We start from the raw sequence: 25,414 nt of genomic DNA, 5'->3' as shown, positions 1-25,414 counted from the left end.
ATTATATTATGTTTTATAATTAATCAATAAATTAAATTATTAATTATAATAAAGAAAGGGGATTTAGTATAATGGATTTTAAAAATTTAAAAAAGTCAGACCCAGAAGTAATGAAGATTATTGAATTAGAAACACAGAGACAAAGAGAACATATTGAACTAATTGCTTCTGAAAATTTTGTTTCACCTCAAGTAATGGAAGCAATGGGTAGCCAGTTAACTAACAAATATGCTGAAGGGTATCCTAGAAAAAGATATTATGGTGGTTGTGAGTATGTAGATATGGTAGAGGATTTAGCTCGAGAAAGACTTAAAAAATTATTTGATGCTGAACATGCTAATGTACAACCTCATTCAGGTTCTAATGCTAATTTAGGAGTATATTTTGCAGTATTAAAACCTGGGGATAAGGTATTGGGAATGAATTTATCTCAAGGTGGACACTTAACTCATGGTAGTCCAGTTAATATATCTGGTACGTATTATAAGTTTGTTGATTATGGAGTAGATAAAGAAACGGAAACAATAGATTATGAAGAAGTGAGAAAAATTGCACTAAAAGAAAAACCAAAGATGATAGTAGCAGGTGCAAGTGCTTATCCAAGAATAATTGATTTTAAAAAGTTTAGAGAGATTGCAGATGAAGTTGATGCTTACTTGATGGTGGATATGGCCCATATTGCAGGTCTTGTTGCTGCAGGTCTTCATCCAAGTCCAGTACCTTATGCAGATTTTGTAACTACTACTACACATAAAACATTAAGAGGACCTAGAGGCGGTGCAATCCTTTGTAAAGAAAAATATGCAAAAATGATAGATAAAGCTATATTCCCTGGAATTCAAGGAGGACCATTGATGCATGTAATAGCAGCAAAAGCTGTTAGTTTTGGAGAGGCATTAGAAGATAGTTTTAAAGAATATCAAAAACAAATTATTAAAAATGCTAAAGTATTAGCAGATAGTTTAAAAGAAAAAGGTTTTAGATTAGTATCAGGAGGTACGGATAATCACCTAATTTTATTAGATGTAAGAGATAAAGGGTTAACTGGTAAAAAAGCAGAAGAAATGTTAGAAGAGGTTAATGTTACTACTAATAAAAATACAATTCCTTTTGATCCAGAAAGTCCATTTATTACAAGTGGTATAAGAATAGGAACACCAGCAGTTACAACTAGGGGTATGAAGGAAGAAGAAATGAAAGAAATTGCAGAAATAATTGATTTAGCATTAGATGAAAATAATGATAGGGAAGAAGTTAAAAGCAGAGTTTTAAAACTATGTTCTAGATTTCCATTATATGAATAAAATGTACAAGCCTACAGAATTGTAGGCTTGTACATTTGGATATAATTATTTAATTAATAAATTTGTTGAATAATAGTTAGAAGAATACAAAGTATAAAAAATTAAATGAATATTCATTTAATTTTTTATTTATTCAATAGTACAATTGTGTGTTTAATATTTGTTTGGTAAATTTACTATATCTATTGACTAGCTGTTTTGCTATAATATAATAGATAATGATTAAGTCAATATATGAAAGGGATAGCTATGGAGTTAAAAAACATTGATAACAATAAAAATATAATAGAAAAGATTAAAAAAAATAGTATTGCTGAAGAGCTAGGTATTGAATCAGGAGATGTATTGCTATCTATAAATGGGAAAAGAGTTCGAGATATAATAGATTATAAGTTTTTAATCTCTGATGAATATGTTGTAGTAGAAATACTAAAATCCTATAGGGAATTATGGGAAATTGAAATTGAAAAAGAATTTGACGAGGATTTAGGGATTGAATTTTCTAATCCTTTAATTGATAGAGCTAAATCCTGTAAAAATAAATGTATTTTTTGTTTTATAGATCAATTACCCCCAAATATGCGAAAAACTTTGTACTTTAAAGATGATGATTCAAGATTATCCTTTTTACAAGGGAATTTTATTACCTTCACAAATATGAGAGATGAGGAAATTGATAGGATAATAGCTTATAGGTTAAGTCCTATAAATGTGTCTGTTCATACAACAAATCCAGAGCTTAGAAAAAAAATGTTAAACAATAAAAATGCTGGTAAGATCATGTCAATATTAACTAGATTTAAGGAAGCAGGTATTGAGGTAAATTGCCAAATAGTATTGGTACCAGGTGTAAATGATGGGAAAGAATTAGAAAGGACTTTGAAGGACTTATCTAATTTATATCCAAGTGTAAAGTCTATAGCAGTTGTACCAGTAGGGATTACTAAATATAGAAAAGGTTTATATGAAATAGAGCCTTTTAATAGTGATAGTTCAAAGGAAGTATTATCTCTAATAGAAAAAGCTCAAAATGAATTTTTAAAAAAAATTGGAACTCGACTTGTGTTTGCTTCTGATGAATTTTATGTAATGTCTGGAATGGATTTGCCTTATTATGAGGAATACGAAGGGTTCCCCCAATTAGAAAACGGAGTCGGTTTGATAAGATCCTTTGAATATGAAGTAAAAGAGGAATTAAGAAATATTAAAGAAAATATTTTTTTAAGTAAAAAGTATATATTAGCTACTGGAACTTTAGCTGCTAATTTTATGGAATATATAAAAAATTGTATAATAGATAAGTTTAATGGGTTACAATTAAAAGTAGTTCCAATTGAAAATAATTTTTTTGGGAAAACTATTACTGTTTCAGGATTGATAACTGGGCAAGATTTAATAGAACAGCTTAAGCTCTATGATGATGTAGATGGCATAATAATACCAAAATCCATGTTAAAGCAAGATAGCAATATTTTTTTAGATGATCTTACTGTTGAAGATGTAGAAAAGAATTTAAAAGTAAAAGTAATCCCTGTTGATGTATCAGGCAAAGATTTTATAGATTTATTTAGGAAAGCATGAGGTGATAGGATGAATAGACCAGTTGTTTGTATAGTGGGAAGACCTAATGTAGGTAAATCTACGTTGTTTAATAAAATAGTTGGTAAGAGAATAGCTATTACAGAAGATAGTCCAGGAGTTACAAGGGATAGGATTTATTCAGAGGCTGAATGGCTTAATAGATATTTCATTTTAATTGATACTGGAGGTTTAGAGCCTGAATCAGAGGAAATTATACCAATGAATATTAAAAGACAAGTTGAAATGGCTATAGATACAGCCGATGTGATATTGTTTGTTGTAGATGGTAGAGAAGGAGTTACTGCTACAGATATGGAAATTGCAAATATACTTAGAAGATCAGGTAAAGAAATACTATTAGTATGTAATAAAGTCGATACTCATAAGGTTTCAGATAAAGTATTTGAATTTTATGAATTAGGAATAGGTAATCCAATACCTATATCTGCTGAACAAAGTTTAGGTATTGGAGATCTATTAGATGAAGTTATAAAACATTTTCCTGAAGATAAAGAAAAAGATTTAGATGAAGATATTGTGAAGATATCGGTTATTGGGAAACCTAATGTGGGTAAATCTTCATTAATAAATAATATATTAGGAGAAGAAAGAGTTATAGTAACAGATATTCCAGGTACAACGAGAGATGCTATAGATACTTATGTTACTTTTGAGAATGAAAAATATATTTTTATAGATACCGCTGGTTTAAGAAGGAAAAGAAGTATATATAAAAATGTAGAAAGATACAGTGTTGTTCGTACTTTGACTGCTATTGACCGTTCAGATTTGTGCATACTGGTAATAGATGGTACAGAAGGGGTTACTGAACAAGATACAAAGATTGCAGGGTATGCTCATGAAAAAGGAAAAGGAATTATAATAGCTGTGAACAAATGGGATATTGTAGAAAAAGAAACTAACACTTATTGGGAATTTGAAAAAAATATAAAAAGCAAACTTAGTTTTATAACTTATGCACCTATTGTGTTTATATCAGCTAAAACGGGTAAAAGAGTAAATAAGTTATTGGAATTGATAAAAGTGGTCAATAATAATTATAATCTAAGGATAAGTACTGGAGTTTTAAATGATATAATCAATGAAGCAGTTATTTTAAATCAACCGCCTTCTGATAAAGGAGTAAGACTTAAAATATATTATGGTACTCAAGTAGCTGTTAGACCGCCTAAATTTTTAATATTTATAAATAAAAAAGAGCTTATGCATTTTTCTTATCAGAGATATTTAGAAAATCAAATAAGACAATATTTTGGATTTGAAGGAGTACCAATTCAATTTGAGTTTAGGGAAAAGGGTGATTAAGTTGAATAAATCATTCATAGTTGCTTTAATATCTTATTTTATTGGAAATTTTTCATCAGCTTATATTTTGGGTAAGGCATTTCAAAAAAAAGATATAAGAAATTATGGCAGCGGAAATGCTGGTGCTACCAATGCGTTAAGAGTTTTTGGGAAAAAATTAGGAGGCATAACTTTTATTCTTGATGTTTTAAAAGGCATAATAGCGGTGTATATTGGAGAAAGGATTATGGGATATAATGGAAAGTTAATAGCTAGTATATTTGTTGTATTGGGACATGATTGGCCTGTATTTTTAAAATTTAAAGGAGGAAAAGGGGTGGCTACTTCTCTAGGTGTTATATTTTTATTACACTATCCTACAGCTATTATTTGTACTGCAATAGGTATAGCAATTATAATTATTACTAGATATGTTTCATTAGGTTCCATCATAGCTGCAGGATTAGTGCCTATAGTAGGTTCTATAGTAAATAGACCTTTTAATAAAAATTTTTTTATAACCACGTTTATACTGGCTATTTTAGTAATATCTAGGCATAAAGATAATATAAATAGGTTAGTAAAAGGAGAAGAGTTTAAACTTGGAGAAAAGGTATAAATAAGAGGTGAAAATTAGTATGCAAAATGTAAATATTGGTGTTATTGGAGGAGGAAGTTGGGGTACTGCTTTAGCAATTTTATTGTTAAACAATGGACATAATGTTGATATTTGGATGAGAGATAGTTTGCAAATACAGCATGTTAATGAGTTCCATGAAAACAAAAAATATTTGCCAGGAATAACCATTCCTTCTAATTTAAAATTAACCAATGATATATCAAAAGTAATACATGATAAGCAAGTAATAGTATTAGCTATTCCTTCTCATGGTGTAAGGCAAATTTTAAATGATGCAAAAAATATTGTTGATAAAGATCAAGTAATAGTTAATGTAGCAAAGGGAATAGAAAATAATACATTACTTAGAATTTCTCAGATAGTGGAAGAAATACTTCCACATAATCCTTATGCAGTATTATCTGGACCTTCTCATGCGGAAGAAGTGGCTAGGAATATACCTACTGCTGTAGTTTCAGCATCTAAAGATAAAGAAGTGGCAGAATATGTTCAGGATATATTTATGTCTTCTTATTTTAGAGTGTATACTAATTTAGATGTAGTAGGAGTAGAATTAGGAGGATCTTTAAAAAATGTAATAGCATTAGGAGCAGGTATTTCTGACGGTTTAGGATATGGTGATAATACTAAAGCAGCATTGATGACTCGTGGGATAATTGAAATGGCAAGGCTTGGTAAAAAAATGGGTGCTAATAGTGCAACTTTTTCAGGTCTTTCTGGAATTGGTGATTTAATTGTTACTTGTACTAGCATGCATAGTAGAAATAGGAAAGCTGGAATATTAATTGGGCAAGGTAAATCTTTAGAAGAAGCTATCAACTCTGTCGGCATGGTAGTAGAAGGAATAAAAACTGCTAAATCTGCTTACGAATTAGCTAAAAGAGAACAAGTAGTTATGCCCATTACTGAAGAAATATATGAGGTGCTTTATGAGGGTAAAGATGTAAAAAATTCTGTTAATAATTTGATGCTTAGAGATAAAAAACCTGAAATGGAAGAAATTATAAGAGAGTAAATAATAAATAATAATGTTTATAGCCTGCTAATGTTAGCAGGTTTTTTTAATCCTTATCATAAAATAGAACTTGCTACATATATATTATATATAATGATATATAATTTGAATAAGGAGGGAAGACATGGATAAGTTTGACATATATAAAGATATAGCCGAGAGGACGGAAGGGGATATATATGCTGGAGTAGTAGGTCCGGTTAGAACTGGCAAATCAACTTTTATAAAGAGATTTATGGAGTTATTGGTGCTTCCTAATATTGAAAACAAGTATAAAAAAGAAAGAGCTATAGACGAATTACCTTTAAGCGGAGCAGGAAGAACTATTATGACTACTGAACCTAAATTTGTGCCTAATGAAGCAGTTGAACTAGTACTAAGGGATAATGTTAAATTTAAAGTAAGAATGGTAGATTGTGTGGGATATCTAGTTGAAGGAGCATTAGGACATATAGAAGATGAAGTGCCTAGAATGGTTACAACTCCTTGGTATGAAAAAGAAATTCCTTTTGAAGAAGCTGCAGAAATTGGTACAAGAAAGGTGATTGCTGATCATTCAACTATAGGAATAGTTGTGACTACTGATGGTTCGATTACAGATATAGATAGGTCCAATTATATAAAAGCAGAAGAAAGAGTTATATCAGAATTAAAAGAGCTGGAGAAGCCTTTTGTTATAGTATTAAATAGTAAGCATCCGAACTTAGATAGTACGTTAGCTTTAAAAGAAAGTTTAGAAGAAAAATATGGAGTATCAGTATTAGCAATTGATTGTCTAAAAATGGATATAGAAGATATAGAAGAAGTTTTCGAAAAATTGTTATTTGAATTTCCGGTTAAAGAAATTACTATTAATTTACCAGGATGGGTTGAAGGATTGCCTAGGGAACATTGGATAAAAATAAGTATAATAGATTCTATTAAGGAATCCATTAAGACATTGCAAAAACTAAATGAAGTAGAATATTCATTGGAGACTTTAAATCAATTGGATATTATTGAGAAGATAAATATAGAAGAGATAAATTTAGGAAAAGGGGTAGTAAATGTAGAATTAATAATAGATAATGAGCTTTTATATCAAGCGTTGGAGGAGATGACTGGATACAAGCTTGAAGGTGATTACCAAATACTTGCACTGATAAATAAGTTAGCAGAAACTAAAAAAGAATACGATAGGATAGAGAAAGCATTGAATGAAGCAAATGAGATTGGGTACGGTTTAGTTAGTCCAAGGCTAGAGGATTTGGAATTAGCAGAGCCTGAAATATATAGACAAGGTAATAGATTTGGAGTAAAACTTAAAGCAGAGGCTCCATCTCTTCATATATTAAAATGTAATATAACCACGGAAGTATCTCCATTAATAGGAACAGAAAAACAATCAGAAGAATTAGTTAGATATTTTTTAGATGAGTTTGAGGAAGATCCATCTAAAATATGGCAGTCTAATTTATTTGGAAAATCTTTATATGATTTAGTAAATGAGCAATTACAAGGAAAGCTAAATTCAATGCCAGAAGATGCTAGACAAAAAATGAGGAGAGCATTAGAAAGAATTATAAATGATGGTAGCGGTGGTTTAATATGCATTATAATTTAATGTTTTATAAGTATTAAAATGGGGTAGAAACTTTTGTTTCCACCCCATTTTTACATGGTCGGGATGACTGGATTTGAACCAGCGACCCCAAGTCCCCCAGACTTGTGCCCTACCTGACTGGGCTACATCCCGAATTAGTAAATATTATTATATATCAAAATATTAATTTTGTAAAGTAGTTTAATCAATAAGTTAATTATGGTATACTTAATATACATAAAATATTAGTTGGAGGTAGGTTTTACTTTGCTTAAACATATACAAAAATTGTTAATTATAATATTTGTCATTAATGTAATAGGTTATGTATTATCTGTACTAAAAGAAAAAATTTATTTAAAAAATAATATTATAGTTATAAACAAAAAATCTGTAACTCAAAAACACTTAGAAAAAGCAGATATGAAGGAATTTATATTGGATGGAGCTCGGGTTAAATCAGGGGATGAAGTAAGAATTATTACTGTTGCAAAGGAAAAAATTGATGGAATAATGATTGGAGCAATTAAAAAAGAAAGGTCTATTTTAATGGTAACTCATGATGATGAAATAAAGAAATTAAACATAGATAATATATTGAAATTTAAAATAATAAGCAAGTACGGTAAGTTTTTTAAAATTTAAATTTTTTACTCTTCATAGAAGGAATACACTGATCAATGTAGAAATTATATAGTATACTATTTAGTAAGGATGATTTTTATGTCACTAAAAGAACGTGAAGAGAAAAGAAAAAAACAAAAGAAAAGGGGAAATATAGGGAGGCTTTTTCTAGTATCTTTTATATTTATATACTTATTTTTTAGAAGTATTCCATCTTTATTTGGGGTTACCTCAAAATCTATATTTCCAGAATCAACTATTATAGAGGACAAAATTGAAACCAAAGGAATTATAATAAAAAAAGAAAATGTATATTATGCTGATGGAAATGGAACATTAGAATTATATGTTGACGAAGGAGAAAGAGTACCATCAGGTATTAAAATAGCACAGCTTAGTATGTTAGATGAAACTTCTACATTAAAACAAGAGCTAAATGAATTAAATAAGAAAATTGATATATTGACTAAAACTGAAAAAGATAATGAAATAATTAAAATAGATGAAAATAAAGTTCAAGAGGGTTTAGATGAAACAATAAGAGCCATTCAAAATTCAATTGCAGACAAGAACTATGAGAAAGTTGAAGTATTAAAAGGAAAATTGTCTTTATACTATGGGAAACAAAGGGAAATATCAGGAGAAGATACTTTGATTAGTTATAGTGTTGAAAGTTTAGAGAAAAGCAGAGATGAGTTACTTCAACAGATTACAAGTAATACAATTGATTATTATTCTAAGCAATCAGGAATAGTATCTTATATTATTGATGAATTTGAGGATATATATTCGTTTAATAATAAAGAAAAATACACATATTCAGATTTTAAGGAAGCTTCAAATAAACAAAATTCAAATGAGAAGCCCAAGGATGTAGAGTATGGAAAGCCTATTTTTAAAATTATTGATAATTTAGAATGGTATATGATAATAAAAATTGATAATATGAAAGATGTATCAAATTATGAAGTAGGAAAATATATTACTATTACTTCAGATAAAAATAATAAGGAAATAAAAGGTATAATAAAAAATATAAATAAAGATGGAAATAAAGGGACAATCCTTTGTAAATTTAATACTGATTTTTATGATTATTATGATAAGAGGTTTATAGATGTAAGTATAATAAAATATAAACATGAGGCATATAAATTACCCATTAAATGTGTGGTTGAAAAAGATGGTATAAAAGGAGTTTATACTAAGGATATTAGTGGTATAATTAAATTTAAACCAATAGAAATTTTAGCTGAAGATGACAAATTTGTTTATGTAAGTAATGGGGATAAAAACAATAAAATAAAATTAAAAGGAAGTGATAAATTAGTTAAAACTATATCCATATTTGATGAAATTTTATTAAATACTAAAAATGTCAAAGACGGAAGTATAATTGAATGACCTCAAGGGGGGAATGGATATTACTGTTAAGGATAATTTATTAATGATAAAACAAAATATAAATAGAGCTTTACAAAAATCAGGAAGGACAGATGATGATGTAGATATAATTGCAGTTACTAAAACTGTTGGAATTGAACAAATAAATGAAGCAATTAATGCTGGGCTATACAAAATTGGTGAAAATAGAGTTCAAGAATTAATAAAAAAGTACGATATTATAGGTGAGAAAGTAGAATATCATATGATAGGTCATTTACAAACCAACAAAGTAAAGTATATAATCGATAAGGTATCTTTAATTCATTCCTTAGATAGATTATCTCTTGCAGGGGAATTGGACAAAAGGGCAAAAAAAAGCAATTTAAACATAAGTACACTTATTCAAGTTAATGTAGCTGAGGAAAAGAGTAAATATGGTCTTAGAGTTAATCAAGTTATTCCTTTTATTGAAGAGATATCTAAATATGAGAATATTAAAGTAAAAGGTCTTATGACAATAGCTCCTTTTGTAGAGGATCCAGAAGAAGTGAGGTGGGTTTTTAGAGATTTACGCAGATTAAGTGAAATGATTAAGGATAGAAATTATGAAAATGTTAAAATGGATATACTTTCTATGGGAATGACCAATGACTATGAAGTTGCCATAGAAGAAGGTTCCAATATGATAAGAATTGGGACAGGATTATTTGGAAAAAGAAATTATTAGGAGGGAATTATATGGCAGGTTTAATGGATAAATTTAAATATTTTATAGGAATTGATGATTTAGACATAGATGAAGATTATAACGAAGATGAATTATATGACGAATTATATGATGAATTAGAAGAACCGCCCATTACTGCAAAAACTAAAAAGATGAATAATAAAGTAGTGAATATTCATACAGCGGGAAATATGAAAATAGTTGTGCATGAACCTTTAACTTATGAAGATGCACCTAAAATAATTGATGATTTAAAAGTAAGAAAAACTGTAGTAGTTAATTTGGAAGAGTTAGAGCCTGGAATAAAAAGACAGATATTTGATTTTATTAGTGGAGGATTGTATTCGTTAGATGGAAAGATGCAAAAAGTTAGTAAGGATATATTTATTTTAGCTCCTAGCAATGTAGAATTGGATGGTAATATAAGAGATGAATTAAAAAATAGAGGCGTTTTTCACTGGTAAATAATATAGATAGATAAGGAGTAATTAGATGTTTACATTATATAGAGCAATTAGTATTTTATTTGATATTATTGAATTATTAATAGTTATAAGAATAATATTCTCTTTTTTAAGAATAGGTTATTATAATCCAATAGGACGATTTATATATGAGATGACAGAACCAATATTAGCTCCAATAAGGGAACTTATTTATAAGTTAGGAATAGATACAGGAATGTTTGATTTTTCTCCTTTAATTGCAGTATTACTATTAAGAGTCATATTAAGTATTTTAAGAGCAATACTTATTTAAAGATGGTGATTTGTTTGAATTTAGATAAGGACAAGCTTGTATCTCACATAAAAGACAAAAATCAGATAATGAACATGTGTAGGATATTGGATAAAATTGAAATAGTTATGAATACTCATAAAATACAATCTACAGATTTTTATGATCCCTATGAAAGAAGACTTGCTCAGTCTATTTTGAATCATTTTCAAGAAATAACTTATTGTGAGTTAGGAGGGTTGGAGGAAGCAGAGAGAAAGGTTTTTGTTATATATCCAGATTACTATCAATTTAAACAAGAAGATATACCTATATGTGGATTTATGATATATGATTATGTTGGGAGATATTCCCATAGAGATTTTCTAGGAAGTATACTTAGTTTAGGAATAAATAGAGAAAAAGTAGGGGATATATTAATACATAAGAACTATACTCAAATCATAGTTAAAAATGAAATATCAGATTATATATTTATTTCACTAGAAAGAATTGGAAATGAAAAAATTAAAGTAATGCAAATTCCTTTAACAGATATAAAAAAAGGGAATGTGAATTACAAAGAAATTTATATTACAGTTTCTTCTTTGAGATTGGATGCACTAATAAGTGGTAGTTGGAATTTGTCTAGACAAGACAGTCAAAAACTAATTAAAAGAAATAATGTAAAAGTAAACTGGGAACCTATAGATAAAGTTTATAGAGAAGTTTCAAAAGGGGATATAGTTTCAGTAAAAGGGTATGGAAGATTTATATTAGATTCCATAAAAGGATTTAGTAGAAAGGGAAGAATAAGAATAAAAATTAGACTATTAATATAATTGGAGTGAATGCGATGATTACACCCCTTGACATTCAAAACAAGGAATTTAACAGATCATTTAGAGGTTATAAGGAATCAGAAGTAGATCAATTTTTGGATGAGATTATAGATGATTATGAAAGATTATATAGAGAAAATATAGAGCTTAAAGATAAAATACTTGTATTAAATGAACAAATAAAACAGTATAATAATTTAGAAGAGACATTAAAAGAAACTTTGATTGTAGCACAGAGTACTGCTGATGAAGTAATAAGTGCAGCAAGAGAAAAGGCAGAGATTATTATTGAAGATGCGGAAAGAACTTGTAAAAAATTAATTGATGATGCTAATGAAGAAGTAATAAATATTAGAAAAGAATATGATTATTTAATGAAAGAGATATTTATATTCAAAACTCGTTACAAATCTTTTATAGAGGCTCAATTAATGACATTGGATGAATTTTATTCTAAAATTGAGAAAAAAGATGTAAATATGAAGGAACTTACTCATGAAAATGATAATAAAATAGAAGATGCGAAAGAAGAAGAAAAAATAACAGATGAAGCAGAAGTAGAAGTAGAAGTAGAAGAAAGCAATATGGATGAAAATCTTGATGACTTGGGGGCTTAGCCCTCAATTTTGTTATGTTGACAAACATATAAATTTGTAATTACAATATATATTGTATATTATACTATAAGAAATATAAGAAAGTTTTGAGGAAATGGATTTGGATAATTGGAGGAATGTTTATGATAAAAGATATAAATATAGATGAAGAATCAATTTTTAATCAGAGACAGTTTATTATTATTGCTGGACCTTGTGCAATTGAAAGTTATGAACAAATGCAATGTATAGGTAAATTTTTAAAAAAGTTAGGAATTAAATATTTACGTGGTGGTGCTTTTAAACCTAGAACAGATCCAAATTCTTTTCAAGGATTGGGCATGGAAGGGTTAAAGATATTAAGAGATATAAAAACTGTTTATGAATTCAAAGTGGTTTCTGAAATAGTTGACCCTAGAGATATTGATTTAACTTATGATTATATTGATATATACCAAATTGGTTCAAGGAATATGCAAAATTATTCCTTACTAAAGGAAGTTGGACGGACAAATAAGCCTGTATTATTAAAACGGGGTATGAGTGCTACTATAGAAGAATGGATTAAAGCATCGGAATATATAGCATTAGAGGGAAATAAAAATATAATATTATGTGAAAGAGGTATAAGAACCTTTGAAAATTATACTAGGAATACTTTAGATTTAATGAGTGTTCCTATTTTAAAAAGCCTTACAAAATATCCGGTAATTGTAGATCCAAGTCATGGTACAGGAAGAAGGGAATTAATTTTGCCAGCATCGAAAGCAGCACTTATATTAGGTGCAGATGGAATTATTGTAGAGGTTCATCCAAAACCAGAAGAAGCTTTATCTGATGGATTCCAATCGTTAAATTTTGAAGAATTTGAAAATCTAGTGGTAGAGATGAATCGCTTGGAAAACCTCGTATATAGTGAAGAATAGATAATCCTTATTGTTCTTATAATATAAATTTGTTGATACTATTATTGACATATTAATAATTAAAAAAGGTTAAAATAAAAAATGCTCTAAAATCATATTTATTAGAGCGTTTTTTATTGTTAAAAAACTTATCTTTATTGTAATAATTTCAATTATCATTTAAAATATTATTATAATTAAATAATAGAAGGAGGATATAAATTTGTGGTATTTAATTACAATATTAGTTATAGTATTAGATCAAATTACAAAGTACCTAGCTGTAAAATATTTGAAAGGTAAGAGCTCTTTTGTGATTATAGAAGATTTTTTACAATTATATTATGTTGAAAATTATGGAGCAGCGTTTGGTATACTACAAAATAGAAAGATTTTTTTCATTATAGTTACTTCTATAGTCATTATAAGTATTGTATTTTTCTTGTGTAAAAACCCTTATAATTTGAGCAAAATTATGCAAATAGCATTGTCTATGTTATTGGGAGGATCAATAGGTAATTTGATCGATAGGATTAGATTAGGTTATGTGGTGGATTTTATTAGCATTAGAATTGGTAAAGGATACGATTTTCCTGTTTTTAATATAGCGGATACGTTTATAGTTATAGGAACTTTTTTAATAGTTATAATGGTGTTGTTGGATAGGTATGAAGCGTAAGGAGGCTTTAATGGAAATATATGTAGACAAGGATTATAATGAAAGAATAGATTATTATCTTTCAAAAAAGATACCTGATGTTTCAAGGTCTTATATACAAAAGATGATTAAAAAAGGATTGATTTTAGTTAATGGAAAACAAGTAAAACCTAGTTATTTAATCAATAAGGAAGATCATATACACATAGAAATTACTAAGCCTGAAAAGTTAGAACTTATACCAGAGGATATTCCTATTGATATAATATATGAAGATAGGGATCTATTAGTAGTTAATAAACCTAAAGGCATGGTGGTGCACCCTGCTCCAGGAAATCCAAGAGGAACATTAGTAAATGCACTTTTATATCATGTATCAAATCTTTCATCTATTAATGGGGATTTAAGACCTGGAATCGTACATAGACTGGACAAGGATACTACAGGTTTATTAATGGTGGCTAAAAATGATTATTCTCATATGATATTGACAAAACAATTAAAAAAGCATAAGGTTAAGAGAATATATACAGGTCTAGTACATGGTGAACTATTTAAAAAAGAAGGAGTAATAAATGCACCTATAGGCAGACATCCAGTTAATAGAAAAAGAATGGCTGTTGTTAATGAAAATGGGAAGGAAGCTATAACTTATTATCGTGTTTTAAATATTTTTAAAGGATATACATTGGTAGAAGTTTCATTAGAAACTGGTAGAATGCATCAGATACGAGTTCATATGGCTTATATTAATCATCCAATTGTGGGAGATCCTATATATACTAATAGAAAGAATGAATTTGGGATAAAATCTCAATTACTTCATGCTAGTAGATTAGGGTTTTATCATCCAAGAACTAATGAGTATATGGAGTTTGAGGCTAAATTACCTGAAGAGTTTAATAGAGTTATACAAATATTAGAAAAGAGAAATAGGTAGGTGATACAAATGAAAACCAAAGCAATAATATTAGATGAAAAGTCTATACAACGGGCTACCACAAGGATAGCTAATGAAATTATTGAAAGAAATAAAGGTGTTGATGATTTAATTTTAGTGGGAATAAAGACTAGGGGAGTGCCTTTTGCTTATCGATTGTCAGATAAAATTAGCCAAATTGAAGGGAAAGATGTACCAGTATTAACCTTAGACATCACGTTGTACAGAGATGATTTAACAGAGATTCAAGAAGACCCTATAGTTAAAAAAGCAAATGCAAATATAGATATTAATGATAAAATAATAGTATTAGTTGATGATGTAATATTTACAGGTAGAACCGTTAGAGCTGCTCTTGATGCTCTTGTTGATATGGGAAGGGCACGAAAGGTGCAATTAGCAGTTTTAATTGATAGAGGACATAGAGAATTACCTATTAGACCTGATTACGTTGGTAAGAATGTTCCAACCTCGAGAAAAGAAATTGTAAGTGTGAAATTTAAAGAAATTGATAAAATAGATCAAGTTATAATAAAAGAAAAAAGGTAAGAGGCTTAATCCTCTACCTTTTTTAGTTTTTGAACTTTGCTATATTCAGGAGTAACAAATACTGTATTAAAATTTTCATATATGACCATGCCTGTTTTAGCATTTTTAGGTTTTCTTACATTTTTCTTTTCTGTATAATCCACAGCAACATTGTTGGAATGTCTAGCTTTACTGTAGTATGCTGCTAATAATGCAGCTTCTTCTAAAGTAGTATTAGAAATTGATTTTCTATCCTTTTTTATTATAACATGACTACCTGGTGTTTTTTGAGCATGAAGCCATATATCATCTTTATTAGCCATTTTCAAAGTTAAATATTCATTTTGCCTGTTGTTTTTGCCTACATATATATGAAAACCATCTGAAGATATATAGTGATGAGGTTTTGATTTAATATTATCATTTTTTTTATTTTGCTTTTTTTTATGAGGATTTAAATAGCCTTCTTTTATCAATTCTTCTTTTATTTCCTCTAGTTCTATTATTTCAGTACAATTATCTATGCTGTTTAACACATTTTCCAAATATTCTATTTCCTCTTCAGTATTAGGAATTTCTTTTAATAATAATGTATGAGCATTTTTAAGTTTTGAATACTTTTTATAATACCTTTGTGCATTTTCAGCAGGAGAATATTTAGGGTTTAATGGGATATTTATCAATTCCATACCTTCACTATAAAAGTTTTCTAAGGTTACTTGTTTAGCTCTTTCTTCTATTTTGTGTACATTTGCTAATATTAAATCTCCATAGATTTTATATTTTTCTCGTTCTTTAGATTTTAATAGTTCTTCCTTCTGTTTAGATAATTTATTTAAAGAACGTTCTAATTTATTTTCGATGGATTTTCTTATAGAATTAGATTTTTGTTTAATTCTATCTATTGTATCATTTACTAAATAGAATTTATCTAATACCTTGCTAATAGAATCTAAATATTCTTTTTTATAATTACCAAATTGTTTTATATCTAAAGCATGAAAGGCTTTGTAACCAGATTTTATAGGGTCATGTATTAGTACTGGAGTATATTTCTCTTCTTTTACTTTAGTTATCATAGACATAAATGTATTTAATAATATTTCTTTTTCTTGTGCGGTTAAACTGCCAACAGGTCTATCTATATCTATATTAGCATTAAAACATATTTCTCTACTTATTAAGGGGCTTAAGCCCATATAATTCGTATAGAAAAACTTATATATATAAGTTTTAGGTTTAACTTGAACTATTAAATTATAAAAGTCTTCTCTATTTGAATTTAATGGGTCTATTTTGTTTTGTAAAGGTGGAAGTTGATATTTTAATCCTGGCAAAACTTGTCTTACTCGACTTACATTTTCAGGGACTCTTTTTATAGAGTCTACTATGCTTAGATTGTCCTTTTCTATAAGGATAATGTTGCTGTGTTTACCCATTATTTCAATTATTAGTCTTTTAGGTTTAGATACGCCTAATTCATCAATGGAACTAATGTCTATAAATATTATTCTGTCCATATGAAATTGTTCTATGTTTAATATTATTCCCCCAGATAAATGTTTTCTAAGGAGCATACAGAACATAGGTGGATTTGGGGGATTTGTCTTTGCTTGATTGGTTAAATGAATTCTAGGATTATTGCTACTAGAAGATATTATAAGCTTATGATTTTTCCCATTATTGTATATATTCAACAATATTTCATCTTTTTCAGGTTGATATATTTTGTCTATTCTACCACCTAATATTTTATCATTTAATTCTTTTACAATAGCTCTTGTGACTATACCATCTAATGACATATACATTCCTCCATTTTTTGATTCATTATAAAATTCAAATTTGGAATTTTCATGATTAAATTTGTTTAGTTCCTTAAATGTTTTATTTTTTTATATTTATTTTCTACAACTATATAATATCATATTGCATATATGTTATTAACTATTTTATGTATGAAATAATTATATTTTTTATTTTTTTAATTAAATTAATACTATCATTCTATATATAACGGAGTAAACTTTCCACTTATTCTGTAAATATTAAAAAAATGTAACAAATTATAGACTATTTTATTAATTAATTGTATAATTCATATTCATAGATATGAATTTGTAATATTCAAGTTTTTATTGACAGGGATAAATAATTTGATATGATATTCTATGATGGGAAGGGGATATAAATGATAAAAAGCATGACTGGTTTTGGCAGAGGAGAGTCTTCTGATGAAATTCACAATTTTAACGTGGAAATTAGAAGTGTAAATCATAGATATAACGATATTGTATTAAAGATGCCAAAGCATATAAATTATTTAGAAGAAAAAGTTAAGGAATGTATTAAAAATAAAATTAGTCGAGGCAGAATAGAAGTATATATAAATTTGGAATACATAGATGATTCAGCAATAGAAGTAAAAGTGGATTTGCTGTTGGCAAAAGCTTATAAAAATGCCTTAGATGATTTGATAGATAAATTGGGCATGTTAGATGATGTAAAACTATCTCATATACTAAATTTTTCAGATATAGTAAAAACTGAAAGGAAAGAGTTAGATGAAGATAAGACTTGGGCGTGTTTAAATTTAGCAGTGGAAGAAGCATTAAATAATTTGATAAACATGAGAATAAAAGAAGGATTAATATTAAAATCTGATTTGGAAACTCAACTTGATGTTATGTATGATATAATAGAAAAGATAGAAGAAAGATCTCCTTTAGTGGTCAAAGATTATAAGAAAAAGTTGGAACTAAGGATAAAGGAAATTTTAAATGTAGATTATATAGATGAAGAAAGACTTGCTTATGAGGTAGCTTTTTTTGCCGATAAAAGTGATATAAATGAAGAGGTTATTAGACTAAAATCTCATATAAAGCAATTTAAGGAAAGTTTAGAGGATGAAGAACCTGTAGGCAGAAAGTTAGATTTTTTAATACAGGAGATGAATAGAGAAATTAATACCATAGGTTCTAAAGCTAATGATTTGGTGATTTCTAATTGTGTGGTAGCCATAAAAAGTCAATTAGAGAAGATAAGAGAACAAGTACAGAATATAGAATAAATGGAGGGATTATATGTCAATACAATTAATTAATATTGGATTTGGTAATATTGTATCAGCGAATAGAATTATTGCAATTGTAAGCCCTGATTCTGCTCCTATTAAAAGAGTTATACAAGAAGCAAGGGATAAGGGGATATTGATAGATGCTACCTGTGGTAGAAGGACTAGAGCAGTAATAGTAACTGATAGTGATCATATAATACTATCAGCGGTACAGCCAGAAACAGTAGCTCAAAGATTAAATGGGAAATCCATTGATAAGATAAATTTAGATTAGGAGATGAGAATTATGTCTAAGGGATTTTTAGTGGTAATATCAGGACCTTCTGGCTGTGGTAAAGGAACTATATGCAAAGAATTATTGAAGCAAAATGATAATTTAATATTTTCAGTATCAGCAACTACTAGAAAACCTAGAATAGGGGAGGTAGATGGGAAAAATTATTTTTTTATAGATGATAAAAAATTTGATGATATGGTGAAGAATGGAGAGTTTTTAGAACATGCCTATGTTCATAGTAACCGTTATGGTACTCCTAAAAAATTTGTGTTGGATAATATAGAAAGAGGAAAAATAGTTTTACTAGAGATAGATGTTCAAGGAGCATTGCAGGTTAAAAGGGTTTATCCTGAAGGGGTGTTTATATTTTTATTGCCTCCTTCTATGGAAGAATTAAAAAATAGAATAGTTAAAAGAGGAACAGAAACAAAAGAAGATATAGATTTAAGGCTTAAAAATGCACTTGAAGAGTTGAAGTTTGTTGATGAATATGACTATTTAGTTATTAATGATAAAGTAGATAATGCAGTAAAAAAAATAGAAGCTATAATATCAGCTGAACAATTAAAGGTAAAGAGGCATAAGGATATTCTTAAAAAGATAAACATACAGGAGGGATAACATGTATAATCCATCTTTTAATGAGCTTTCAAAGCTTGGCGATAGTAGATATACATTGGTAATGTTAGCAGCTAAGAGGGCAAGAGAAATAGTAGATGGTGCAAAACCTCTTATTGAAACAGAGTCTACTAAGCCTATAAGTATTGCTATTGAAGAAATGTTGCAAGAAAAAATAAAATATAGAAGACCTGAAATTAAGGGGTATAAGTAGGTGAAAAAAATGCTTAAAGATAAACATATTATAGTGGGAGTAACAGGAGGTATTGCAGCTTATAAAGTTGCCGATGTAGTTAGCAGATTAAAAAAACAAGAAGCAAATGTAGAAGTTATAATGACCAGAAATGCAACAAAGTTTATATCTCCTTTAACTTTTCAGACTTTATCATCAAATCCTGTATATATAGAGATGTTTAATGAACCTAAAAGCTATGATGTGGAACATATTTCTTTAGCAGAAAGAGCAGATATGTTTTTGATTGCACCAGCAACTGCAAATATCATCGGAAAGATTGCCAATGGTATAGCTGATGATCTTTTAACTACTACTATAATGGCAACTAAATCTAAAGTTGTATTCGCCCCAGCTATGAATACCAATATGTATATGAATCCTATAGTGCAAGAAAACATAAATTTTTTAAAAAAATTAGGATATGAATTTATTGATCCTGGCACAGGTTTACTAGCATGTCAAACCTATGGTATTGGTAGGATGGCTGAACCTAAAGAGATAGTAGAGTTTATAATAAATTATTTTAATAATAAACAATTAGTAGGTAAAAAGGTAGTAGTAACTGCTGGTCCAACTATGGAACCTATAGATCCTGTTAGATATATAACTAATCATTCTAGCGGGAAAATGGGGTATAATATAGCAAAGGAAGCTAGAGATAGGGGGGCAGATGTGGTATTAATAGCTGGTCCTACTAATATAGAGCCTCCAGCTGGTGTTGAGGTTGTAAGAGTTAATACTACTAGGGAAATGTTTGATGCGGTAGAAAAGCATTTTTCATCCTGTGATGTGTTGATAAAAGCTGCAGCACCTTTAGATTATAGACCTGAAAAAGTAATGAAGGAGAAGATAAAAAAGGATTCAGAAGGAATGGAAGAATTGAATATAAAGCTTGTTAGAAATCCAGATATAGTTTCTCATTTTGGTAAAATAAAAGGGGATAGAATAGTAGTTGGATTTGCTGCAGAAACCAACAATTTAATTCAATATGCAAAAGAGAAACTAATAAAAAAGAATTTAGATTTTATAGTAGCAAACGATATATCTAGAGAAGGTGCGGGTTTTAAATCTGATACAAATATAGTTTCTATAATAGATAAAGAAGGTAATATAGAGGATTATCCTATATTGGATAAAAATCAAGTTGCAAAAATTGTGTTGGATAAGGTATGTACTATGTTAAATATTAAAAGCTAGATATTTGGGTAATCTAGCTTTTAATATTTAAATTTAAAAGGGTTGATGGTATGAAAAAAAAGTATGCACAAGTTATAGTGGATAATAAAGCAACAAGTACTGATAAACTTTATACCTATATTATTAAATCTAGTATGCTTGATATGTTACAAGAAGGTATGAGGGTATTAGTTCCTTTTGGTAGAGGAAATAAAATTGTTAAGGGAATAGTTGTATCAATTGAAGAAGATTATGATAATAAATATAATTTAAAAAGTATCATAGATATTATAGATGATAAACCTTTAATACCTAAAGACTTAATTGAATTGAGTTTGTGGATGTCAAAAGAATATCTTTCTTCATATCTATCGGCTTTTCAAGTTGTATTGCCTCCAGGTAATTACAAGGAAGTTCAAACTATAGTTTCTATTAAGGATACATTTAAACTTAAACATTATAAACTTAATTCTTTAGAACAAAAAATTATAAATTTATTAAAAATTAAAGGTAATAATTTAAAATTGGAAACTATAAAAGAATATATTAAGAATTCTAATATTAATAGTGCTATAAAGGCTTTAGAAGATAAGGGATTAATTGAAACTACATTGGAAATTGAAAATTTAGTGGGGAAAAAGTATGAAAAATATGTTTCTTTAGAGAACAAATCCATCTCTTATGATGATATGGTAAATATAATAGGAACTAGATGTTATAAACAATTAGAAATAGCAAAATATTTATTATCATTGAAAGGAGAAGATATTTCTTTAAAGGAATTGATGAAAAAAACCAATAGTTCTTTATCTACAGTAAAAGCATTAGAAGATAAAGGTATAATAAATATTTATAATAAAGAAGTATATAGAACACCCATTAAAGGAAATATACCTAAATATAAAAGACAATTATTGACTCCGAAACAGAAAAAATGTGTAGATGAAATAATGAATAGTATTAAAGGTAAGAAAGAAGATAAAAAATTTTTAATTCATGGAGTAACAGGAAGTGGTAAGACCGAAATTTATCTTCATCTAGTAGAAGAAATGCTTAAATTTGGGAAGGAGAGTATAATATTAGTACCTGAAATAGCTTTAACTCCTCAAACTATTGAAAGATTTGTAGGGAGATTTGGAGATAATGTAGCAGTACTTCATAGTAAATTGTCCAATGGAGAAAGGTTTGATCAGTGGAGAAAAATAAAAGAAGGTAAAGTAAAAATAGCTGTAGGAGCACGTTCTGCTGTATTTGCACCTTTTAATAATTTAGGATTAATTGTAATAGATGAAGAGCATGAAAATACTTATAAATCCAGCATGAATCCTAAATACCATGCTATTGAAGTAGCAGAGAAGCGATGTGAACAGACAGGTGCTTGTTTAATATTAGGTTCTGCAACACCTTCTATTGAAAGTTATTATAAAGCAAAAAATGGTAAATTTAAATTATTATACTTAGATGAAAGAATAAATTCTTCTGAAATGCCTAAAGTAAATATAATAGACATGAGAGATGAACTTAATCGAGGCAACAAATCAATATTTAGCAAAGCACTATATAAAGCAATAGATAAAAATCTAAGGGATAATAAACAAACTATTTTGTTTTTAAATAGAAGAGGTTATTCTACTTTTGTTTCTTGCAGACAATGTGGATATGTAGTAAAATGTAATTCATGTGATATAGCTATGACTTATCATATGAAGGACAATAAATTAAAATGTCATTATTGTGGATTAGCTATTAATCCACCTAATATATGCCCTGTATGTAATAGTAAATATATCAAATATTTTGGAATTGGTACAGAAAAAGTAGAAAACTATACAAAAAAAATGTTTCCAAATGCAGTAGTTAAAAGGATGGATATGGATACTACTACTAAAAAAGGAAGTTATGAATCTATACTTAAGGATATGCAAAATAAAAAAATTGATATATTGATTGGAACACAAATGGTGGCAAAGGGTTTAGATTTTGAAAATGTAACTTTAGTAGGAATAATAGCAGCAGATACTAGCTTAAATTTGCCAGATTTTAGAGGACCTGAGAGGACATTTCAGTTGATAACTCAAGTAGCCGGTAGAGCTGGTAGAGGTGATTATGAAGGTAAAGTCATAGTTCAAACATATACTCCTGAACATTATAGTATTCAATGTGCTAAAGAACATGATTATATATCTTTTTACAATAAAGAAATACTGCTGAGGGAAGAGTTTAAATATCCACCTTTTGTTAACATAATATCTATAATAATATATGGAGAAGATCAAAAGCTGGTAATGAATAGATCAAAAGAAGTTTATAAACATTTATTAAATGAAGCATTTGATATAAATTATAAGGATTTTAAAAAGAATATAATAGGTCCTTATCCTGCACCATTAGAGAAGATAAAGAAAAATTATAGATATCAAATTTTGATTAAATGTAAAGATGATGAATTGGAAGATTTAAAAAGAATTGTAGAATGGGTATGCATACTAAATAAATATAAATTGGATTATCAAGGAATTAAATTTAATATAGACATTAACCCTAATTCTATTATGTAGGAGGTATATATATGGCAATAAGACAAATTAGATATTATGGTGATCCACTATTAAGAAAGGTATCACGAAAAATAACTAAAATAGATGATAGAATAAAAATATTATTAGAAGATATGTTAGATACTATGTATAAAGAGGAAGGAGTTGGATTAGCTGCGCCTCAAGTAGGAGTTTTAAGAAGAGCTATTGTAATAGATATAGGGGATGGGCCTTTAAAATTAATAAATCCTGAGATAATATATGAAGAAGGCGAAGATATAGATGTTGAAGGATGTTTAAGTGTTCCAAATAAAGTTGGAAAAGTAAAAAGACCTGAAAAAGTTAAAGTAAAATATTTAGATATATCAGGGGAAGAAAATATAATTGAAGGGATTGGGTTGTTAGCAAAAGTTCTTTGTCATGAAATTGACCATCTTGATGGGATATTATTTATTGATAAGATGATAGAGGAAGTTGTAGCTGAAAATGAGGAATAGGAGGTGATATATTGGATATAGTATTTATGGGTTCACCAGAATTTGCAGTTCCTACTTTGGAATCCTTGTATAATGAAGGGCATAATATTTTATTAGTGGTAACGCAAAAAGATAGACCAAAAGGAAGAGGCAAAAAGCTATTGCCTACACCTGTTAAAGAAAAAGCTTTAGAATTAAATTTAGATATTTATCAACCAGAACATATTAATTCTGATGAATCAATTAATAAAATAAAAGCATTAAACCCAGATTGTATTGTAGTTACTGCATATGGACAAATATTGAAGAAAGATATATTAGATATTCCTAAATATGGATGTATAAATGTTCATGCATCTCTTCTTCCTAAATATAGAGGGGCAGCACCTATTAATTGGGCTATTATTAAAGGCGAAAAGGAGACAGGGGTTACGATAATGGAAATGGATGAAGGTTTGGATACAGGAGATATATTAAAAGCTAGAGCTATACCTATTGAAGAATGTGATGATTCTCAAACTATCCACGATAAGCTTTCTGTATTAGGTGGGCAACTTATTATAGAAACTTTAGAAGATTTAAAAAATGATAAAATAGTAAAGATACCACAAGATGACAGTTTAGCAACCTATGCACCTATGTTATCTAAAAAAATTGGTAAAATTGATTGGAATGATAATGGTGAAAAAATTATCAATTTGATAAGAGGTTTAAAACCCTGGCCTTCTGCATATACAATATATAAAGGTAAAAATGTAAAAATTCATAAGGCTAAAAAAATTGAAAAATTTTCGGATGCAGATAATGGAGTTGTTGTGAAGGTTTCAGATGAAGGAATATTTGTAAATTGTTCAGACAGTTGTATAGTTATTGAAGTTTTACAGTTTCCAGGAAAAAGGAAACTTCATGTTTCAGAATATTTGAAAGGGAATGAATTTGATGTTAATATAAGATTAAATTAAATTAGAGAGGAGAGCTTATTATGTATAATAATTGGATGTTATTTCTTTTCCCAGCATTACTATTTGCTACTTATGCACAGATTAAAGTTTCTGCTTCTTTTAATAAGTATCTAATGGTAGCTAATCGTTCAGGATATACAGGTAAAGAAGTGGCTAGAATGATATTAGATAGAAATGGATTATATGATGTTAGAATAGAGTCTGTAGGAGGGCAATTAACTGACCATTATGATCCTAGAACTAAGGTAATTAGACTATCTAGGGATGTATATAATGGGGATTCTATAGCAGCTGTATCTATTGCTGCTCATGAAACAGGACATGCGATACAGCATAGTGAAGGGTATTTTCCGTTAATTTTAAGAAACAATATAGCACCTATAGTAGGTTTAAGCTCAAGATTTGTTTGGATATTTATTTTACTTGGACTTTTAATTGAACCTTTTTTATTTGAAGTAGGTGTAATGTTATATTTAGCTATAGTGTTATTTCAAGTAATTACATTACCTGTTGAATATAATGCTAGTAAAAGAGCATTATATCAATTAGAAGATAATGGAATAATTTTGAATGAAGAGAGAAGTGCTGCTAAAGAAGTTCTAAGTGCTGCAGCTTTAACTTATGTAGCAGCTACTTTAGTAGCTATTGGTCAATTGCTGCGTTTATTGAGTATGTCAAATAGAAGAAGAGACTAAAATTATTTTGCC

27 protein-coding genes and 1 tRNA gene are annotated in these 25,414 nt (G+C 28.4%); 26 read left to right on the top strand and 2 right to left on the bottom strand.

The features are described from left to right. The first annotated feature begins 71 nt into the window (after positions 1–71). The 6 genes from JL105_RS05835 (at position 72) to spoIVA (ending at position 7,448) form a co-directional block, all read left to right on the top strand. Positions 72–1,304 carry a serine hydroxymethyltransferase gene (locus tag JL105_RS05835; RefSeq protein ID WP_132027082.1) on the top strand — a complete coding sequence of 411 codons (1,233 nt, stop codon included), beginning with the start codon at positions 72–74 and terminating at the stop codon, positions 1,302–1,304. 249 nt (positions 1,305–1,553) lie between these two features. After that, positions 1,554–2,885, top strand: a complete 1,332-nt coding sequence (locus JL105_RS05830; RefSeq protein WP_132027368.1) for a DUF512 domain-containing protein — start codon at positions 1,554–1,556, stop codon at positions 2,883–2,885. A gap of 9 nt (positions 2,886–2,894) precedes the next feature. Further along, a complete protein-coding gene (der, locus tag JL105_RS05825; RefSeq protein ID WP_132027084.1) occupies positions 2,895–4,211 on the top strand; it encodes a ribosome biogenesis GTPase Der in 1,317 nt (438 codons plus the stop codon). A gap of 1 nt (position 4,212) precedes the next feature. Further along, the gene (plsY, locus tag JL105_RS05820; RefSeq protein ID WP_420485344.1) at positions 4,213–4,809 is read left to right on the top strand and encodes a glycerol-3-phosphate 1-O-acyltransferase PlsY; all 597 of its coding nucleotides are present in this window, start codon (positions 4,213–4,215) and stop codon (positions 4,807–4,809) included. A gap of 19 nt (positions 4,810–4,828) precedes the next feature. Next, complete coding sequence (locus JL105_RS05815) at positions 4,829–5,845, top strand: NAD(P)H-dependent glycerol-3-phosphate dehydrogenase (RefSeq protein ID WP_132027085.1); 1,017 nt, start codon at positions 4,829–4,831, stop codon at positions 5,843–5,845. Positions 5,846–5,969: 124 nt separating this feature from the next. After that, positions 5,970–7,448, top strand: a complete 1,479-nt coding sequence (gene spoIVA, locus JL105_RS05810) for a stage IV sporulation protein A (protein ID WP_132027087.1) — start codon at positions 5,970–5,972, stop codon at positions 7,446–7,448. A 55-nt stretch (positions 7,449–7,503) separates the two neighbouring features. Here the strand turns inward: spoIVA and JL105_RS05805 are convergent. Then, positions 7,504–7,580, bottom strand: a tRNA-Pro gene (locus tag JL105_RS05805). 114 nt (positions 7,581–7,694) lie between these two features. Here JL105_RS05805 and JL105_RS05800 point away from each other — a divergent pair. From JL105_RS05800 to pyrR, 11 genes are all read left to right on the top strand, one after another. Further along, positions 7,695–8,072: a hypothetical protein gene (locus JL105_RS05800; protein WP_132027089.1), complete on the top strand. Its 378-nt coding sequence runs from the start codon at positions 7,695–7,697 to the stop codon at positions 8,070–8,072. A 78-nt stretch (positions 8,073–8,150) separates the two neighbouring features. Next, positions 8,151–9,455: a biotin/lipoyl attachment domain-containing protein gene (locus JL105_RS05795; RefSeq protein ID WP_132027091.1), complete on the top strand. Its 1,305-nt coding sequence runs from the start codon at positions 8,151–8,153 to the stop codon at positions 9,453–9,455. A 13-nt stretch (positions 9,456–9,468) separates the two neighbouring features. Further along, positions 9,469–10,164: a YggS family pyridoxal phosphate-dependent enzyme gene (locus JL105_RS05790; protein WP_132027093.1), complete on the top strand. Its 696-nt coding sequence runs from the start codon at positions 9,469–9,471 to the stop codon at positions 10,162–10,164. Positions 10,165–10,175: 11 nt separating this feature from the next. Beyond that, complete coding sequence (locus JL105_RS05785) at positions 10,176–10,628, top strand: cell division protein SepF (RefSeq protein WP_132027095.1); 453 nt, start codon at positions 10,176–10,178, stop codon at positions 10,626–10,628. Between the two features lie 28 nt (positions 10,629–10,656). Beyond that, on the top strand, positions 10,657–10,923 hold the full coding sequence (locus tag JL105_RS05780) for a YggT family protein (RefSeq protein WP_132027097.1): 267 nt from the start codon (positions 10,657–10,659) through the stop codon (positions 10,921–10,923). Positions 10,924–10,928: 5 nt separating this feature from the next. Continuing rightward, positions 10,929–11,723 (top strand): YlmH family RNA-binding protein, encoded by a 795-nt coding sequence (locus tag JL105_RS05775; RefSeq protein WP_132027372.1) that lies wholly within the window; start codon positions 10,929–10,931, stop codon positions 11,721–11,723. 14 nt (positions 11,724–11,737) lie between these two features. Continuing rightward, positions 11,738–12,340 carry a DivIVA domain-containing protein gene (locus tag JL105_RS05770; RefSeq protein WP_132027099.1) on the top strand — a complete coding sequence of 201 codons (603 nt, stop codon included), beginning with the start codon at positions 11,738–11,740 and terminating at the stop codon, positions 12,338–12,340. Positions 12,341–12,462: 122 nt separating this feature from the next. Next, a complete protein-coding gene (locus tag JL105_RS05765) occupies positions 12,463–13,245 on the top strand; it encodes a bifunctional 3-deoxy-7-phosphoheptulonate synthase/chorismate mutase (RefSeq protein ID WP_132027101.1) in 783 nt (260 codons plus the stop codon). Positions 13,246–13,447: 202 nt separating this feature from the next. Beyond that, positions 13,448–13,903 carry a signal peptidase II gene (gene lspA / locus JL105_RS05760; protein ID WP_132027103.1) on the top strand — a complete coding sequence of 152 codons (456 nt, stop codon included), beginning with the start codon at positions 13,448–13,450 and terminating at the stop codon, positions 13,901–13,903. Positions 13,904–13,913: 10 nt separating this feature from the next. After that, positions 13,914–14,822, top strand: coding sequence for an RluA family pseudouridine synthase (locus JL105_RS05755; RefSeq protein WP_237722222.1), 909 nt, complete (start codon positions 13,914–13,916; stop codon positions 14,820–14,822). Between the two features lie 9 nt (positions 14,823–14,831). Further along, positions 14,832–15,371 (top strand): bifunctional pyr operon transcriptional regulator/uracil phosphoribosyltransferase PyrR, encoded by a 540-nt coding sequence (gene pyrR, locus JL105_RS05750; protein WP_132027107.1) that lies wholly within the window; start codon positions 14,832–14,834, stop codon positions 15,369–15,371. Positions 15,372–15,376: 5 nt separating this feature from the next. On the opposite strand, the gene JL105_RS05745 is transcribed toward pyrR, so the two are convergent. Beyond that, positions 15,377–17,155: an Rqc2 family fibronectin-binding protein gene (locus JL105_RS05745; RefSeq protein WP_132027109.1), complete on the bottom strand. Its 1,779-nt coding sequence runs from the start codon at positions 17,153–17,155 to the stop codon at positions 15,377–15,379. A gap of 386 nt (positions 17,156–17,541) precedes the next feature. On the opposite strand from JL105_RS05745, the gene JL105_RS05740 reads away from it, so the two are divergent. From JL105_RS05740 to JL105_RS05700, 9 genes are read left to right on the top strand one after another with little or no spacing between them, the layout of a single operon-like run. Continuing rightward, the gene (locus tag JL105_RS05740) at positions 17,542–18,420 is read left to right on the top strand and encodes a YicC/YloC family endoribonuclease (RefSeq protein WP_132027111.1); all 879 of its coding nucleotides are present in this window, start codon (positions 17,542–17,544) and stop codon (positions 18,418–18,420) included. Between the two features lie 13 nt (positions 18,421–18,433). Further along, positions 18,434–18,700 carry an extracellular matrix/biofilm regulator RemA gene (remA, locus tag JL105_RS05735; protein WP_132027113.1) on the top strand — a complete coding sequence of 89 codons (267 nt, stop codon included), beginning with the start codon at positions 18,434–18,436 and terminating at the stop codon, positions 18,698–18,700. 12 nt (positions 18,701–18,712) lie between these two features. Continuing rightward, positions 18,713–19,324 carry a guanylate kinase gene (gene gmk / locus JL105_RS05730; protein ID WP_132027114.1) on the top strand — a complete coding sequence of 204 codons (612 nt, stop codon included), beginning with the start codon at positions 18,713–18,715 and terminating at the stop codon, positions 19,322–19,324. Position 19,325: 1 nt separating this feature from the next. Beyond that, a complete protein-coding gene (gene rpoZ, locus JL105_RS05725) occupies positions 19,326–19,535 on the top strand; it encodes a DNA-directed RNA polymerase subunit omega (RefSeq protein ID WP_132027116.1) in 210 nt (69 codons plus the stop codon). 9 nt (positions 19,536–19,544) lie between these two features. Further along, positions 19,545–20,753 carry a bifunctional phosphopantothenoylcysteine decarboxylase/phosphopantothenate--cysteine ligase CoaBC gene (gene coaBC, locus JL105_RS05720; RefSeq protein ID WP_132027374.1) on the top strand — a complete coding sequence of 403 codons (1,209 nt, stop codon included), beginning with the start codon at positions 19,545–19,547 and terminating at the stop codon, positions 20,751–20,753. Between the two features lie 50 nt (positions 20,754–20,803). After that, entirely contained in the window at positions 20,804–23,290 is a 2,487-nt protein-coding gene (priA, locus tag JL105_RS05715) for a primosomal protein N' (protein ID WP_132027118.1), read from the top strand. 11 nt (positions 23,291–23,301) lie between these two features. Further along, on the top strand, positions 23,302–23,766 hold the full coding sequence (gene def / locus JL105_RS05710) for a peptide deformylase (RefSeq protein ID WP_132027120.1): 465 nt from the start codon (positions 23,302–23,304) through the stop codon (positions 23,764–23,766). Positions 23,767–23,777: 11 nt separating this feature from the next. Next, entirely contained in the window at positions 23,778–24,707 is a 930-nt protein-coding gene (gene fmt, locus JL105_RS05705) for a methionyl-tRNA formyltransferase (RefSeq protein ID WP_132027122.1), read from the top strand. A gap of 20 nt (positions 24,708–24,727) precedes the next feature. Further along, on the top strand, positions 24,728–25,402 hold the full coding sequence (locus JL105_RS05700) for a zinc metallopeptidase (RefSeq protein ID WP_132027124.1): 675 nt from the start codon (positions 24,728–24,730) through the stop codon (positions 25,400–25,402). The last annotated feature ends 12 nt before the right edge of the window (positions 25,403–25,414 follow it).

This window comes from Keratinibaculum paraultunense (genome assembly GCF_016767175.1).
GTDB classification, from domain to species: domain Bacteria; phylum Bacillota; class Clostridia; order Tissierellales; family Tepidimicrobiaceae; genus Keratinibaculum; species Keratinibaculum paraultunense.
The sequence above is the reverse complement of the archived record's forward strand: the minus strand, read 5'-3'. Positions and strand labels throughout refer to the sequence as shown.